The sequence below is a fragment of the Methylobacterium sp. Leaf102 genome (assembly GCF_001422425.1).
Classification (GTDB): Bacteria; Pseudomonadota; Alphaproteobacteria; order Rhizobiales; family Beijerinckiaceae; genus Methylobacterium.
Genome location: NZ_LMMX01000004.1, coordinates 1 through 15,830, shown reverse-complemented (window position 1 = coordinate 15,830; position 15,830 = coordinate 1). Strand labels below are relative to the sequence as shown.

Genomic DNA, 15,830 nt, shown 5'->3' with positions numbered 1-15,830 from the left:
GTCCGGGACATCGCGGAAGGGATCGGGCGGGGACATGACCGGCGGATACGACGAGCGATGCGCGGCCGACCTCGCCAACGTGTGCGAGGGGCGCGACCTGTCCCGGGAGGATCGGGCCTGGCTCGCGCGCGTCGTGACCGGCGCCGTGCGGCCGAACCGCGACAAGCCGCTCTGGGACCTCGCCCACGCGTTATGTGCCCTCGCCCGGCTCACGTCCGCCCGGGACGGACGCGACCTCGTCTCCCTCGCCCTCGATCCGGGTCTCGCCAGGCCGAACGCCATCGCCGCGCGCTTCGGCGAGGCGCGAGCGGACGGGGTTTGCGCCGACGAACGCGGCCTCGTTTTCGCCGACGGCGCGGGTTGGCGCACCACCTGGGCCGGGCTCGCACGCCTGCTGGCGCTGGCCGAGTTCCTGCTGACGGCGGAGGATCTCGGGCAGTTCGCTCTCCTGTCCGGCTGGTTCGGGGAGCTCGCCGAGACGCCCGATGGCGACGCGGCCCCCCTGTTGGGCAAGCGCCTAGGCCGCCACCTCGCCGCCTACCGCAACGCCCATCTGCCGCTCGCGCCCCTGGAGCGACGCTTCCGCGGGCTCCTCGGTTACCTGCGCGGGCGAGCGGAGTTCGACGACGACGACATCCTCGCGTTCTGGTGCAGCGAGATGGAACAGGGCGAACGGCCGGGCTTCCGCACCATCGCCGAGCACTTCGTCACCTTCGAGGCCGCGGCAGGCCTGCGCAACGGCCTCGACAACCTGACGGCGGCCGATTCCCTCGAAGCGCATGTGGGGTGGGAGGAGCGCCTCGATGCGTCGTTGGCCGACCTCGTCGCGGGCGACCCGGCCGAGACCCTGGTCGATCTTCTCGCCGGCCTGGCGGAAGGCCCCAAGATCCTGACGGGGGCCGAGCGCGACGATCTCGCCGATCTCCTGCGCCTGGAGCCGTTCCACCGCACCCGTCCGCTCACCGCGCTGCGGGCCACGAGCTTCGGGCGGGTCCAGGCGGGCCTGTCCAACCGTCTGCGGCGTGGTGGTGGCGGCCTCGATCTCGCCGAGCGGGTCGCCTGCACGGCGGCCGAGACCTATTCGGTCCTGGCGGAGAGGGTCGCTGCGCTGGCGGCGCATCTCGACCGGATGCTGCGCATCGCGGCGGCACTCCGGGTCCCGGCGGAGGCGGAAGGGCTCGCACCGGAAACGCGTGACGCGCTGGCCGCCGCTCGGGCCGATATCCGGCGGGTCCGGCGCGCCGGGTTCGACGATCCCGCCCGTCTGGCCGAAGGCTTCGCCGCCGCCGATTCGGCCCTCGTGCGGCTCGCCGGAGAGATCGACCGGTTCCAGCGCGCGATCGCCGGATTGGTGCGCCACCGTCCCCTGGAGCCGGCTTTCACGGCAGACCGGGACATCTTCGCGAAAACCTTCGCGCAAGCCTACGTGGCGGAAGCGACGGCATGAACGACGAAGCGGCCCGGCTGCTCGCCGAAATCCACGCCGCGCGTGCCTTGGCGCGTGCCTTGGCGCGCGCTGCGACGCCCGCCACCCGGCCGGGCGTCGCCGCCCTCTGGGCTCACGCCACCCGCGATCCGGGCGGCCCGGTCGATCTCGCGACGGTCCGGGCGATCCGGGCGGACCCCGGGACGGCCCGACGCTACCGCGCGCTCCTCGCCAGCCAAGCGATGGCGCACGCCCCCTTCGCCGTCGCGGCCTCGGACGGCCCCGTCGCGTCGCGCCGCATCGGAGCCTTCACCCTCGAAATCCTGGCCGCGACGGAGGATGCTCCGCCGCTCCTGATCCTCCGGGGCAGCGAAGCCCGGTCGCCACGCCTCATCGAGGTGATCCTGGGAGACGAGACCCTACGGGTCGCGCTGCCGCCCCCCATCGAGGGCGCGATCCTCCTCGCCCTCGATCCGGCGGTCCCGGAGGCGGTTCGCCTCGGGGAGATGCTGCGGGATCCGGCCTGTGCGGCCTTCCTCCTATGATGTCGCGCACATGATCGGCGCCCCGGCATGATCGGCGCCCCGGCATGACGCAGGCCTCGGTTCTCGTGGTTGTGCCGACGACCGGCGGCCCGCTTGTGCTGCGCGGCTTGACTGCGCGCCCCGGCCTGCCGACTTCAGCCGCCTTCGCGGTGGGCGATTACCGCCCCCTGCCCTGGTCCGGGGATTACGCGCGGCTCGCGGCCGAAGGCGGCCCGTTGTCCCGCCTACCCGGCATCACCGCCGGGCCCTACGAACTGCGCCTCAGCGGGTCGTTCGACGCCGGGCGCTCGTGGGAGGTGCCCGTTTGCCTCGCCCACGGCCTCGTCGCACACGGCTTTCGATTGACCCCCGAGCCGTCCGAGGCGGATCTCGTGGTCTGGGCGACCGGCGCCGTCGATCTCGACCTCGCTGTCCTGGCCGCCGATTATGCGCTCCTCGACAAGATCGAGCGCTCCCGCGACCTGATGACCGAGGCGGCGCGGGCCGACCTCTACGTCCTTCTCCCCAGCGGTCCCGAAGCCGCGCAGGCCGAACGGATCTTCCGCGCTCTCCCGAGGGCGCGTCCTTCGGCGATCCTGCCGTCCGCATCGATCCCGGCCGCCCTCGCTGCGCTCGTGCGCGGCACCCTGCCGACCGTTGCCACCGCTGGCCGGCGTCGTCGTGCGCCGCCTGCCGTCGCGGCCGGTATCGTGATCGCGACGGCCTTGGTCGCGATCCTCATGGCGCTCGACGGCCATCCGACGAAGGAGCGACCGGAGGCCCCCCCGGCCCTTGCCGAGGTCGACGCGGTCAAGGCTCGACCGGCCACCCTGCCGGATGGCGGCGCGCCGCCGCCAGGCGTGGAGGTCGAGGAACTCGTCGCGCCGGCGGGCTCCTCGTGCCGGCGCGTAGCGTTCGGTGCCGATCCGCCCGAGCGTCGCGCCGTTCCGTCGGAAGCGAGCGGACGCCTGCGCGCGAGCCGGCTCGCCCCGGACCTGTGCGGCCTCGCCTTCCGCCTCGTGCGACCCGGCGCCCGCCTCGCGGTCGACCCGGCCTTGGCCGCCGCCGCCCTGCCGCCGGTGCGCCTTCCCGACGGGGCGCAGGCCTACTTCCTGCGGGAGGGCAGCCGCCAGAACCTCGTCTACGTGGTCCAAGCCCTATCGGAAGCGGGCGCGCCGAGCGCGTCGGATCGTCTCGAACACGCGTTGCGACGGTGATGCTGCAATCACCGGTCGCAGCCGTCGCTTTTTGACGCAGCGTCGGACGGCGGGCATAACGCCGTCGCCGAGAGGAGAACAGGGATGGCCGAGAGCCGCCGAACGCGCCGCTCGATCCTGCGGGGAACCTGCCTGATCCTGACGTTCGCCGTCGCCGAGGGCGCGCAAGCCCAGAGCGTCGGGTTCGATCCCGCCGATTATGGGCGCGCCCAGCTACCTCTGCGACAGACCACCGGCGATGCGGCCTCCTACGTCGACCGCAACAAGGGCGCGTTCGAGCCCATCGCCGAACTCGACCCCAAGGACGCGCTCGCGGCGCTTGCCCGCCCGATCGGCCGGGTGGACATCGTCCTGCGCAACACCCGCAGCGGCCAGACCGTCGGCGCCTCCTGCACGGGCACGCTGCTGCCCGGCGACTACGTGCTCACGAACCACCATTGCCTGCCGCAGGCGGGCGACCTGACCCCGGTGAAGGCGTCGATCCTCATGGATTACCTGACCCTGGACGGGCAGGGCTCGCGGCGCTTCGACCTCGATCCGAAGCCCCTGGAATTCGACCCGCGCCTCGATTTCGCCCTCGCCCGCGTCGCCGGCAACCCGACCGCCATCTACGGCTCCGCCCGGCTCTCCGGTGCGGCGGTGTCGGGCAACCGGTCCATGCTCGTCATCCATCATCCCCTCGGGCGGCCGAAGGTGATGAGCCGCTTTCGCTGCTTCGCCGTGAAGGATCAGGGCGAGGGACCCGATCTGCGCCACAGCTGCGACACACTCGGGGGCTCCTCGGGCTCGCTGATGTTCGACGCCTCCGTGGCGGGCGTCGCGCTGCACAAGGAAGGCGGGCTCGACCCGAAGGACCCGTCGAGCTTCAACAACGCCACGCGCCTCTCGGCGATCCTCGGGAAGAGTCGCATCCTGGCGGAGATCGCCGCCACGCAAGGGCGTCCGCCCGCGGCCACGACCCCTGCGGCCAGCGCCGCCGCGACCCCACCTCGCCCGCCTGCGGCACCGGCTGCCGCCGCCGACGGCGCCCTCGATCCGGATCGGATGAACGCGATCCTGCGCGGTCGTTGATCGCCGCTAGGAAATTCGACGCATCACACCGGGCCGGGCGGCGAAAACCGCTCTGGTCCGTCCACGGACAGGGTGTGCGGGGCGGGAGCAAGGCCCCGAATATGAAGAGGATCGGACCCCATGCGGATCGATGACGCGCCCGCCCGCCACCTTGAGCCCGTGCGGCTCACCGAGGCCGCCGCCCTCGATCGCGCTGCCCGCGCGCGCTGTGGACGCGCGGGACTGATCCTGGCCCTCACCCTCGCCACCCTGCTCGGTCAGGCGGCCCGCGCCAACCCGCTGACGGAAGTGCCAGGCGCCCGACCCGACGCGGCGCCGCGTGACGGGGTCAGCGAGCGGGCGGAGGGGGCGGTGCGCAACCCCGATGCCACCGCCATCATCCGGTCCCTCGCGCCCTTCGCCGACGGCAACCCGGGTGCCCCGGTGCGGGCCGTCGTGCCCGATGACGGCGGGCCGGCCCTGCGTGTCGATGCAGGCCGCTCGGTCGATCTCACCGTATTCTTCGCCTACGACAGCGCGCGCCTGACGCCCGAAGCGCGCATCCAGCTCGAACCCCTGGGGCAGGCGCTGCGTTCGCCGGATCTCGCCGGTCACGGTTTTCTCATCGCCGGCCACACCGATGCGGCGGGGGCCGCCCCGCACAACCGGCGTCTCTCCCTGGCCCGGGCCAGGGCGGTGAAAGCCCACCTCGTCGAGACCTACGGCATCGCACCGGGGCGCCTGCGCGTCCACGGCTGGGGACCGAGCCGCCTGAAGGACCCGACCGCGCCGCTCGCGCGGGTGAACCGCCGCGTCGAGGTGAGCCTGATCGCGCCCGCTCGCACCGGCGTCCTGCGCTTCGTGGTGCCCGTCGCCGAAACGGCTTGCGGCGGCCCGTCCCCCGCCGATCCGCGCCTCAGGGTCGCTCTCGACCTCGACGATTTCGATGCGGCGCCGACGCCGCCAGCCTGCTCCGAATGACCCCGACCCCGAGACTCAGGAGAGAGATGATGCCGCTACTTCGGACCGCCGTGTTCCGCACCGCCGCCTTCGCCGCGATCCTTTCGACGGGTCTCTCCGGGCTCGTCACGCCGGCCCAGGCGCAGGCAAAGCCCAACATCGTGGTGATGGGCGAAGATGCCGACGAGGATTCGGTGCCGCGCGGCAACCGCATCTTCCAGCGGGTGATCACCGAACTGTCCGAGACGATGAACCTGCGCGGCTACAACGTCTACGACGAGACCGCCGTGGCCATGGGCTTCACCCAGCCCAACCGTGTCCGGCGGCGCGACGCCGAGCTGATCGAGGTCGCCCGCGCCGTACAGAACCCGCCCGTGGACGTGGTGGCGGTGTTCCAGGTCTACGCCTCGGCCTCGAAGTCCGCCTACTCCGACATCGTGCGGCCGGAGGTGCGCATTCCGGGTCGCCTTCTCAACGTGCGGACCGGTCAGTCGCTCGGTGCCTTCGAGGTCGCCGGCGTGCAGCTGCCGCCCCTGCCTCAGGGCTGCGACCGGGAATGCCTCCTCGAGCGGGTCGGGGCCGAGGCGAAGACCATCGCGGCCGATGTCGCGGCGGCCCTGACGGCGAAGCTCGACGGTGTCGTCGCGCCCCGGCGCGGCACCGACGCGGGCGGCCCCGCCTTCACCGCCCCGCCCCTCGCGGGCGGTGCGCCCGCGGCGGTTCCGGGGGGCGAGGCCTGCGGCGGCCTGCCGACGGCCTACACCGTGAAGCTGAGCGGCTTCTCGGCCCAGGAGGTCCAGGCGGCCGAGGAATACATGGCGGCGTTCCGCTGCTACGAGCACCACCGTCCGGTGCGCTCCGGCGGCGCGTCGGCCGAGTACTGGTACGAGACCCGTTCGGATTCGGCGCGTCTCGGCCGCAACCTGCGCCTGATGCTGGAGCACATGAGCGCGCCGGGCCAGGTGCAGTTCTCGGGCAACATCTTCGTCATCAGCCGTGTGGCGACGCGCTGAAGCCCCGGAGTCCCGCCCATGTCGTTTCCGCGCTCCCGCCACGCCGTCCTGCGGCTGCTCGCCCTCCTGGGCCTTCTCGCAGCTCCCGCCCATGCCGCCGAGGCGACGTTTCCGCCCACCGGAGCGGTCGGTCTCGTCCCGCCGCCCGGGATGGTTCCGGCCAAGGCCTTCGCTGGGTTCGAGCACCCCTCCGGCGCCTCGATCGTCATCATCGAGATGCCGGCGGAGGCCTACGGACAGCTCGTCGCCAAATTCACGCCCGAGGCCCTCGGACCGACCGGCTTCGTCGCGAAGGGCACGGGCGAGGGCTTGTCCGTGACAGGGGGCGAGGGCCGGCTCCTGCGCGGCAGCCAATCGGCCAACGGCCTCGCCTACACCAAGTGGATCGCGGTGGTGCGGGGCGGAGCCGGCACCGGCCTCGTCACCGTCCAGGTCCCGGAGGCCGCCCGCCGGCAGGTGCCCGACAAGGCCGTGGAGGCGGCACTCGGGACGATCGCGTTCCGGGCACCCGGCAACGTCGCCGACCAGATCGCGGCCCTGCCCTACTCCGTCGGCGATCTGGCGGGCTTCCGCCCGATCCGCACCCTGATGGGCAACGCCCTTCTGCTCACCGACGGCCCCAAGGACATCGATCCGGAGGGCGAGCAGGCGATCGTCATCGTGGCGCCCTCGCTGGGCCAGGTTCCGGTCGCGCCCGGCCAGGAAGGCGCCTTCGCCCGCAAGGCCCTGGGCACCATCCGCGAGGTGCGGGACATCGCGGTCACGGACGAGAAGAACTCGACCCTCGGAGGTGCGGCCGTGGTCCGCCTGCGCGGGACCGGCAGCGACACACGGTCCGGCCGGATGATGGGTGTGCACCAGACGATCCGCTTCGATGGCGCAGGGTACCTGCGGGTCATCGGCCTCGCCGGTGCGGACCAGCGGGACGTTCTCGCGCGGATCGATCGCATCGCCGCGTCCATCGCAGTGCGCTGAACCCGAGAAGCATCGTCATGATCCGTCCGGCAATCCTTCTCACGGGCTCGTTCCTGTGGCTCGGAACGGCAGTCCTCGCAACCGGTGCATCAGAGGCGGACCTCACCGACATCCCCGGCACGACGGCGCAATGCCGGGAGGCCGAGAGCCGCATCGCCTGCCTGCAGACCCTGACGGAGCGAAGCGCCCGGCGGCTCCGGCAGGCCCTGGCGAAGGCGCGGGCGGCCATCGCGCGCAGTCCCACGATCTCCGACGCCGAACGGCCCGCGGCGCGTGAAACCCTCGAGCGGACCCAGCGCGCCTGGCGCATCTACGCGCGCCTGCGCTGCGAGGCGGAGGTCCCGGTCGCCTTCACGGGTGGGACCGGCCGCAACCAAGCCGTGCTGACCTGCCTGCGCGTGCATGATGCGCGCCGAACGGCCGAGCTCGGCGACTTGGCTGGAATCGATTGACGTCGAGGAAGAGGGACGCCCCCATGAGATGGCTCGTTCTCCTGATCGCCTCGCTCGGTGCCGCCGACGCCCGCGCCTGGCAGGCGGCCGATGCGCGCGCGCCGCTTCTCCAGGATTGGGCGGCCCTCAACGCGGCCTGCCGGGGCGGGCGCGGCGACGATCCCCGAACCCTCGATGCCTGTGCGCGGCGCGACGTCGTCGACCGACGGCTCATCGCGGAGGGCTGGTGCTACGGGCGGCCCGGCGACGCCGGGTACCAGCGGGCCTGGCGCCGTTGCACCGATGACGCGCGCGGGCGGCCGTGACGCCCGAACCCGTGACGCCCGAACCCGTGGCACTCGCGGGGCCCGGCGACGCGCCGATTGGACGTCGGAACGCCCGATCTCGAACACGGAGCCCGTCATGACCCCTACGATCCGCCTCGTCTGCGCCCTCCTCCCGCTGCTCCCGTCCGGGGCCCTCGCGCAGGATGTCGGCGCGAGCATCCTGCAGGGACTCCAGCAGCAGCAGTTTCAGGGGCTCGATGTGGCGATCGGCGCCCAGTCTGTCGAGGACACCGCACGGTTGCCCCGGGGGGATGCCGAACGTCCGGTCCGCCGCGCGGCCCTTCCGTTCACGACCAGCGCCGAGCTGCGGGCCGCCACGATCGGCCGGCACATCCAGGCCTTGCGGGCGACGAACCCCATCGCCGCGGTCGAAGTCGCACGCGAGATGGCCAAACACGATTACGACGCGATCTTTCGCAGTTTCCTCACCCAGACCGATCTGCGGGCAGACGATGCCGGCGACGTGCTCACGGCCTTCATCGTCCTGCAGTGGATGGTGGCGAACAACGTCGAGGTCGACCCGAGCCCCACTGCCCTGCGGGCGATCCGGCGCCGAATGGTCGAGCCGATTGCGGGCAAGCCGCCCCTGTCGCGACCCGCCACCCGCGCCGCCTTCGCCGAACAGGTGAAGCTGCGCACGGTCCTTCATCATGCTGGCTGGCAGGCGGCCCGGCGCCTGGGGCTGGTGCCCGATTTCCTGGCCGGGTTGTCGAAGGACTTCATCCCGGTGGCGTCCCTGCGGAGCGTCGCCATCACCGACGAGGGGCTGGTTCCGAAAGGGCGCCGGCCCGGTTCCGCCGGACCAGCCCCGGATGCGGACTCGGCCGGGGGCCGGGCCGGCGCCACCGCGCCGCGGCCCGTCCCCGCTGCCGACGCGGTTGTGTCTAGCCCCGCGCCCCTGGCCGAGCCGCGCCACACCGCGAACTGGTCCGCCGTCGAGGGCGTGTACTTCCGGGCCGCCACGGGCGTCGGCGTCGGCGGCATGGTGGTCATCGAGTATGAGCCGCTGATCCTGTTTCGCGACGGCAGCAGCTACGAGATCGACGACGCGGCCCTGGAGGATGTCGACCTGACGGCCGAGCGGATCGCCGAACCCCGCCGGTTCGGGCGCTGGACCCGCTCGGGCAATCGGTTCGTCCTCACCGGGGCGGACGGGAAACCGCAGGACAACACGCTTCAGGGCGGCTCGTTCTTCAAGGCCTATCCGGCCGATGCGGGGGAGCGGGCCATCGCGCGGACTTACCGGCGCCTGTCGGGCGGCGGCAACAGCGCCATGGGGGGCGACGTCATGATCTCCGTGGCGAGCCGGTACGCGTTTCGTGCGGACGGAACGTATGGGCGCGGCGGCGCCGTGGGGGCCGTCAATTCGGGTGCGACCTCCGGTGCCGGTTCGGCCATGAGCCGACGCGGTGCCCCCGAGGGCGGGCGCTACGCCCTCGACCACCACACCCTGACGCTCATCGGCGAGGACGGGCGAAGCCGGCGGCTGTTCTTCGCCTATGGCTCACGGAAGGACCCGCCGCAGCCGGACCGCGACATGGCCTTCATCGGCGCCAGCGTCTTTTCGCAGCCGGATTGATCCGGGCGGGCATCGCGGGGCGGCCCACCCCGCCCCCATCCGGTGCCGCGAGCTTGCGCCGGCCGGTCCTCATGCGGGATCGGAATAGGGCTGTCCGAGACGGCATTGGACCCCAGGCCCCGACGCGGCGCATCGTATCCGCACAAGGGGAGATCGCGATGCTCGGTGTACTTGGTGGGATGGGTCCGATGGCGACCGTGGACTTCATGGGCAAGGTCGTCCGCAACACCCCGGCCGCCTGCGATCAGGACCATATCCGGATAATCGTCTGCTCGGCGGCCGACATCCCCGACCGCACGGCCGCGATCCTCGGCGAGGGGCCCGATCCCTTCCCGGCCATGCGCGACACCCTGCGGCGGCTCGAGGCGGCGGGTGCGCGCCGGATCGCGATCCCGTGCAACACGGCGCATCGTTGGCACGCCGCCCTGCAGGCCGAAACGTCGCTGCCCATCCTCCACATCGTCGACGCCGTGGCGGACGCCCTCGCAGGCGGAATGGGCGATCGCATCGGTGTGCTGGCGACCCGTGGCACGATCGCGGCGGGCATCTACCGGGAGCGTCTGGCCGCGCGCGGGTTCACGTGCCGGGCACCCGATGCCGCGGGACAGGCCGAAGTGACGCGCGCGATCCGCCTCGTGAAAGCCGGGCACTCGGCAAAAGCCGGGCACTTGGCAGAAGCGCACACGATCCTGGCCGGGCAGGCCGAGGCGCTGATGTCGGCCGGGTGCAGTCGGATCGTCATGGCATGCACGGAAATTCCGGTTGCGCTGGCCTCCGTCGAAGGTCCCCTGGGCACGGCCCTGGTGGATGCTACCGAAGCCCTGGCCCGTGCCTGCGTGCAGGTCTGCCTGCAAGACGATGCGGGCCCGTCGCTGGCCCGTGCCGCCTGAGCCCGCTGGCGCGGCGCAGACGGCCCCGTCCGCCCAGGCGCACGGCCTTCCCCCGAGCGCGGCGATCAGGCGTCTTCGGCGTCCTCGACCCGGTAGCGCAGCCAGACGGTGCCGCCTTCCAGGGTCTCGGTCTGCAGGTGCCGGAGCGCCTTTCCGGCCGCCGGTCGCTCGCCCGGTTCGCCGTGATACTCGAAGATGGTGGGCACGCCCGCGAGGCCGTCGAGGGCCGGCGAGACGAGCAGGCTGACCTCATCGATCAAGCCGGCCTTGAGGAAGGCGCCGTTGATGATGCCGCCACCCTCGAGAAGCAGGGTCCGTACGCCGAAGGCCGCACCCAGGGTGTCCATGGCGGCGGACAGGTCCCGGCCCTCCGGCCCCGCGAACAGGTAGGAGACCCCGTCTTCCCGAAGCTCGGCGAGGTAGGCGTCGGAGACGCCCTCGCCGAGAACCGCCACCACGTGATCGCCGCCGGCATCGTCCCGCCCGTAATGGACCTTGCCGTGCGGATCGATGGCGACGGCCAGATCGCGGCCCTTGCGGTCGCCGAGATGGGTCCGGCGCAGACTGGCCGGGATGGCCGACGGCATGCGGGGATGTCCCTTGGCGATCTCCGCCATGGTCGTGCGGCCCACGATCCATCCCTCGCCCCCGAGACGTGCGGCGGTCTCCTCGTAGTATCGGTGGACCAAGCCGTCCGCGATACCCGTGGCCGGCGGTGTCCAGCGGCTCGGGTGGAGCCGGCCGTCGATGGAGCTTCCCATGTGACAGATGATTCTCGGGCGCATGGCGGGCCTTCGCCTGTTCTCGGGTTACGGTCCTGTCAGATAGCACGCGGTTCGCTGGCCATGACCCGCGGCGCCCGGTCCGAAAGGTCGACTTTCGGCCCGGATCGCAACCCGACGTCCCGACATCTGCCGCCGTTTTTTGCGCCTCTCCTCAGGCCGCGTCGGGCAGGCGCGCGAGGAGCTTGTCGAGGGTGATGGGATAGTCCCGCACCCGAACGCCGGTGGCGTTGTGGATGGCGTTGGCGACCGCCGCCGCGGCTCCCGAGATGCCGAGCTCGCCCACGCCCTTGGCCTTCAGCGGTGTGGCGGCGGCATCGACCTCGTCGAGGAAGATCGCGTCGAGGTGCGGGATGTCGGCATGGACCGGGACCTCGTACCCGGCCAGATCGTGGTTGGCGAAGAAGCCGCGCTTCGTGTCGACGGCGAGTTCCTCCATGAGGGCGGCCCCGATGCCCATGGTCATGCCCCCGATGATCTGGCTTCGCGCCGCCTTCGGGTTGAGGATGCGCCCGGCCGCGCACACCGCCAGCATCCGCCGGACCCGGATCTCCGCGGTGTCCACATCCACCCCGACCTCGACGAAGTGGGCGCCGAAGGTCTGGATCGCGAATCGCTTGGTCAGGTCGCCGAACTCCATGGCGTCCTCGGCCACGAGATCGCCTCCGCTCGCGGCCCCGGCGAGGGGTGCGCTCAGATTGCCGGACCGGACGAGGCCGTCCGCGAACACCGCGTCGGCGGAATTGATGCCGAGGCGCTGCGCCACCGTCTCGCGCAGGCGCATGCAGGCCGCGTAGACGCCGGCGGTCGAGGAGGCGGCCCCCCATTGACCACCCGAGCCAGAGCTTTCGGGAAAGGACGAATCCCCCAGCCGAACCACGACACGGTCCAGGGGCAGACCCATCATCTCGGCCGCGGTCTGGGCGATGATGGTGTAGGTGCCGGTGCCGATATCGGTCATGTCGGTTTCGACCGTGACCACGCCGCGGCCATCGAGCCGAACCCGCGCGGCGGACTTCGTCACCGGCGCCCCGCGGATGGCCGAGGCCATGCCGAGGCCGACGCGCCAGCGCCCGTCCCGCACCTGCCCGGGCTTGCCCACGCGCCGGTCCCAGCCGAAGCGCTCGGCGCCCTGACGCAGGCATTCGACCAGCTGCCGCTGCGAGAAGGCGCGCTCCGGCGTCTCGGGATCGACCTGGGTGTCGTTCAGGACGCGGAAAGCGACGGGGTCGAGCCCGAGCTTCTCCGCCATCTCGTCCATGGCGACCTCCAGGGCCATCATGCCGGGGGCCTCGCCCGGCGCCCGCATGGCGCTGCCCTCGGGGAGGTCGAGTTGCGCCAGGCGAAGGCGCGTCATCCGGGCCGCGCCCGCATAGAGCAGCCGGGTCGGAACGACGGCGGCCTCCGGGCGTCCGCCTGCGAGGTTGCCGGACCAGCTCTCGTGGCCGATGGCGGTGATGCGCCCGTCCGCGGTCGCGCCGATGCGGACGCGCTGGATCGTGGCCGGACGGTGGGTGACGTTGTTGGCCATCAGGGGCCGCGTCAGGGCGACCTTGACGGGGCGTCCGGCCGCCCGGGCCCCGAGCGACGCCAGGACCGCGTCGGCGAGGATCGTCCCCTTGCCGCCAAAGCCCCCGCCGATGTAGGGCGAGACCAACCTGACCCGGTCCTTCGGGATGCCCAGGGTCTTGGCGAGGTCGCGCACCCCCCAGTTCATCTGCTGAATCGAGGTCCACAGGGTGAGGCGGTCGCCGTCCCAAGACGCCACGGAGGCATGCGGCTCCATCATCGCGTGGGTCTGGTCGGGCGTCGTGTAGGTCTCGTCGACCCGGAAGGCCGCCGCGGTGAAGGCACCCTCGAAATCCCCGACCTGCGTCTCGGTCGGCCCGCCGAACTGGCTAGGCTTCGGCACCGGGGCGGTCTCCTTCGCCGCCGCGAGATCGAAGCGGCCCGGGGTGGCGACCGCATCGACCCGGATGAGGGCAGCGGCCGCGCGGGCCTGCTCGAAGGTCTCGGCGACCACGACCGCGACGGCCTGATGGTAATGGTCGATGTCCAGCCCCGCGAGCGCCCGGGCGACGTAGAACGCCCCCCGGTCGAGCGGGCCGGCGTTCCGCGCCGTGACGACCGCCAGCACACCGCTGGCGGCCTCCGCACGGGACGTGTCGACGGAGCGGATCCGGCCCTTGGCGATACCGGCGCCCACGACGAAGCCATGCGCGAGGTTCACCTGCGGATCGTACCAGTCGTTGGCGTAGGGGGCGGTCCCCGTCGTCTTGAACGGACCGTCGATCCGGTCCGTCGGCTTCCCCACAACCACCAGCCGGTCGATGGGGTTCTGGCCCGCGGGTGTCTCGAACTTCATGCCACCGAACCCTGCGCTGAGCCTGTTGCGATGCTGTCTCCCGTCGCGGCGCTCAGGCCGCGTCGGGCATGCGGTTCAAGAGCTTGTCGAGGGTGATGGGGTAGTCCCGCACGCGGATGCCCGTGGCGTTGTGGATCGCGTTGGCCACCGCGGCGCCGACGCCGCAGATGCCGAGTTCGCCCACGCCCTTGGCCTTCATCGGCGACGACATCGGATCGACCTCATCGAGGAAGAACACCTCCTGATGCGGGATGTCGGCGTGCACCGGGACCTCGTAGCCGGCGAGATCGTGGTTGACGAAGTAGCCGCGCTTCGTGTCGACGGCGAGTTCCTCCATCAGGGCGGCGCCGACCCCCATGGTCATCCCGCCGATCACTTGGCTGCGGGCGGTCTTCGGATTGAGGATGCGGCCGGCGGCGCAGACCGCGAGCATCCGGCGTACCCGGACTTCCGCCGTGGCCACGTCGACCCCGACCTCGACGAAATGCGAGCCGAAGGTCGATTGCTGGTGGGTCTTGCCGAAATCGCCGAACTCGATGGCGTCCTCGGCGACGAGATCTCCCGCGGTCGCCGCCTCAGCGAGTGGAACGGCGCGGTTGCCAGAACGGACCTGCCCGTCCGCGAACACGGCGTCGGCCGAATTGACCCCGAGCTTGCCCGCCACCGCCTCGCGGAGCTTCACGCAGGCCGCGTAGACGCCGGCGGTCGAGGAGTTGGCGCCGAACTGCCCGCCCGAACCGGCGGACACCGGGAAGGTGGAGTCGCCGAGCCGGACGATCACCTTGTCGAGGCTGACCCCCATCATCTCGGCGGCCGTCTGGGCGATGATGGTGTAGCTGCCGGTGCCGATGTCGGTCATGTCGGTCTCGACCGTGACCATGCCCTTCGAATCGAGCCGGACGCGGGCGGCCGATTTCAGCACCATGTTGTTGCGGAAGGCTGCGGCCACGCCCATTCCGACGAGCCATCGCCCGTCGCGGACTTGCCCCGGCTTGCCCCGCTTGTCCCAGCCGAAGCGCTCTGCGCCCTGGCGCAGGCATTCGACGAAGCTGCGCTGCGAAAACGCACGCGACGGCTTCTCCGGATCGACCTGGGTGTCGTTGATCTCACGGAACCGGATGGGGTCGAGCCCGAGCTTCTCCGCCATCTCGTCCATGGCGATCTCGAGGGCCATCAGGCCGGGAGCCTCGCCCGGCGCGCGCATGGCATTGCCCTCGGGAAGATCGAGCACGGCGAGGCGCAGGGCGGTCATCCGGTTCGGTGCCGCGTAGAGCAGGCGGGTCTGCAGGACCGCCGCCTCGGGACCGCCTTCCGGCAGATCGCCCGACCAGCTTTCATGACCGATGGCCGTGATCCTGCCGTCCTGGGTCGCACCGATGCGGATGCGCTGGAGGGTCGCCGGCCGATGCGTCGTGTTGTTGAACATCTGCGGACGCGTCAGAGCGACCTTCACCGCCCGTCCCGCCGCGCGGGCTCCGAGCGCCGCGAGCAGCGCCTCGCACCGCAGGAACAGCTTGCCGCCGAAGCCGCCGCCGATGAAGGGCGACACGAGGCGCACGTTCTCCTTGGGAACGCCCAGGGTCAGCGCCAGATCGCGCACGCCCCAGTCGATCATCTGGTTCGACGTCCAGACCGTGACCTTGTCGCCATCCCAGGACGCGACGGACGCACAGGGCTCCATCATCGCGTGGGCATGGTCGGGCGTGGCGTAGCGCTCGTCGAGCTTCACCGGCGCGGCCGCGAACGCGCCCGTGAAATCGCCCACGGCGGTGGCGGATGGACTGCCTTGGACATCGCCCGGATCTGTCGCCCCGGCCTTCGCCACGGCCAGATCGAAGGCTCCTTTCGAGGTGGAATACCGGACCTTGACCAGGGCCGCGGCGGCGCGGGCCTGCTCGAAGGTCTCGGCGACCACCACGGCGACCGCCTGATGGTAATGCTGAATCTGCGGACCGCCGAGAAGGTTCGCCGTGTTCAGCTTGCCCTTTCCGAGCTTGCCCGCCGTCTCGGCGGTGACGATGGCGACGACGCCCGGAGCAGCCTTGGCGGCGCCCAGATCCATCGACGCGATCCGGCCCTTGGCGATGGTGGCGCCGACGACGACCCCGTAGGCGAGCTTCGCCTGCGGATCGTGCCAGTCGTAGGCGTAGGGGGCGGTGCCGGTGGTCTTGTACTTGCCGTCGATCCGGTCGGTGGCCTTTCCGACGACCTTGAGCTGGTCGATGGGGTTCTGGCCGGACGACCTTGAGCTGGTCGATGGGGTTCTGGCCG

The 15,830-nt window shown here is 71.7% G+C and carries 14 protein-coding genes; 11 read left to right on the top strand and 3 right to left on the bottom strand.

Annotated features, from left to right (window positions below):
• Window positions 1–34 precede the first annotated feature (34 nt).
• The 11 genes from ASF27_RS05365 to ASF27_RS05315 all read left to right on the top strand — a co-directional run bounded on the left by ASF27_RS05365 (window position 35) and on the right by ASF27_RS05315 (window position 10,412).
• Window positions 35–1,447 (top strand): hypothetical protein, encoded by a 1,413-nt coding sequence (locus tag ASF27_RS05365; protein WP_056358327.1) that lies wholly within the window; start codon window positions 35–37, stop codon window positions 1,445–1,447.
• Window positions 1,444–1,971: a hypothetical protein gene (locus ASF27_RS05360; RefSeq protein ID WP_056306522.1), complete on the top strand. Its 528-nt coding sequence runs from the start codon at window positions 1,444–1,446 to the stop codon at window positions 1,969–1,971. The genes ASF27_RS05365 and ASF27_RS05360 overlap by 4 nt, the downstream gene beginning before the upstream one ends.
• A gap of 44 nt (window positions 1,972–2,015) precedes the next feature.
• Entirely contained in the window at window positions 2,016–3,167 is a 1,152-nt protein-coding gene (locus ASF27_RS05355; RefSeq protein ID WP_056358324.1) for a hypothetical protein, read from the top strand.
• A gap of 84 nt (window positions 3,168–3,251) precedes the next feature.
• The gene (locus tag ASF27_RS05350) at window positions 3,252–4,238 is read left to right on the top strand and encodes a serine protease (RefSeq protein ID WP_056358321.1); all 987 of its coding nucleotides are present in this window, start codon (window positions 3,252–3,254) and stop codon (window positions 4,236–4,238) included.
• Window positions 4,239–4,358: 120 nt separating this feature from the next.
• Window positions 4,359–5,198, top strand: a complete 840-nt coding sequence (locus tag ASF27_RS05345; protein ID WP_082478836.1) for an OmpA family protein — start codon at window positions 4,359–4,361, stop codon at window positions 5,196–5,198.
• A gap of 29 nt (window positions 5,199–5,227) precedes the next feature.
• The gene (locus ASF27_RS05340) at window positions 5,228–6,190 is read left to right on the top strand and encodes a hypothetical protein (protein WP_056358446.1); all 963 of its coding nucleotides are present in this window, start codon (window positions 5,228–5,230) and stop codon (window positions 6,188–6,190) included.
• Between the two features lie 18 nt (window positions 6,191–6,208).
• Window positions 6,209–7,165, top strand: a complete 957-nt coding sequence (locus ASF27_RS05335) for a hypothetical protein (RefSeq protein ID WP_056358317.1) — start codon at window positions 6,209–6,211, stop codon at window positions 7,163–7,165.
• 17 nt (window positions 7,166–7,182) lie between these two features.
• Window positions 7,183–7,617 (top strand): lysozyme inhibitor LprI family protein, encoded by a 435-nt coding sequence (locus tag ASF27_RS05330; protein ID WP_056167029.1) that lies wholly within the window; start codon window positions 7,183–7,185, stop codon window positions 7,615–7,617.
• Between the two features lie 23 nt (window positions 7,618–7,640).
• Complete coding sequence (locus ASF27_RS05325; protein WP_056358314.1) at window positions 7,641–7,922, top strand: hypothetical protein; 282 nt, start codon at window positions 7,641–7,643, stop codon at window positions 7,920–7,922.
• Window positions 7,923–8,019: 97 nt separating this feature from the next.
• Window positions 8,020–9,522, top strand: a complete 1,503-nt coding sequence (locus tag ASF27_RS05320) for a hypothetical protein (RefSeq protein ID WP_244480932.1) — start codon at window positions 8,020–8,022, stop codon at window positions 9,520–9,522.
• A gap of 158 nt (window positions 9,523–9,680) precedes the next feature.
• Entirely contained in the window at window positions 9,681–10,412 is a 732-nt protein-coding gene (locus tag ASF27_RS05315; RefSeq protein WP_056267524.1) for an amino acid racemase, read from the top strand.
• Window positions 10,413–10,477: 65 nt separating this feature from the next.
• On the opposite strand, the gene ASF27_RS05310 is transcribed toward ASF27_RS05315, so the two are convergent.
• The 3 genes from ASF27_RS05310 to paoC (ASF27_RS05300) all read right to left on the bottom strand — a co-directional run bounded on the left by ASF27_RS05310 (window position 10,478) and on the right by paoC (ASF27_RS05300) (window position 15,783).
• The gene (locus ASF27_RS05310) at window positions 10,478–11,197 is read right to left on the bottom strand and encodes a RibD family protein (protein WP_082478835.1); all 720 of its coding nucleotides are present in this window, start codon (window positions 11,195–11,197) and stop codon (window positions 10,478–10,480) included.
• A gap of 151 nt (window positions 11,198–11,348) precedes the next feature.
• Window positions 11,349–13,559: an aldehyde oxidoreductase molybdenum-binding subunit PaoC gene (gene paoC / locus ASF27_RS05305; protein ID WP_056358311.1), complete on the bottom strand. Its 2,211-nt coding sequence runs from the start codon at window positions 13,557–13,559 to the stop codon at window positions 11,349–11,351.
• Between the two features lie 52 nt (window positions 13,560–13,611).
• Window positions 13,612–15,783, bottom strand: coding sequence for an aldehyde oxidoreductase molybdenum-binding subunit PaoC (paoC, locus tag ASF27_RS05300; RefSeq protein ID WP_056358442.1), 2,172 nt, complete (start codon window positions 15,781–15,783; stop codon window positions 13,612–13,614).
• Window positions 15,784–15,830: the final 47 nt, after the last annotated feature.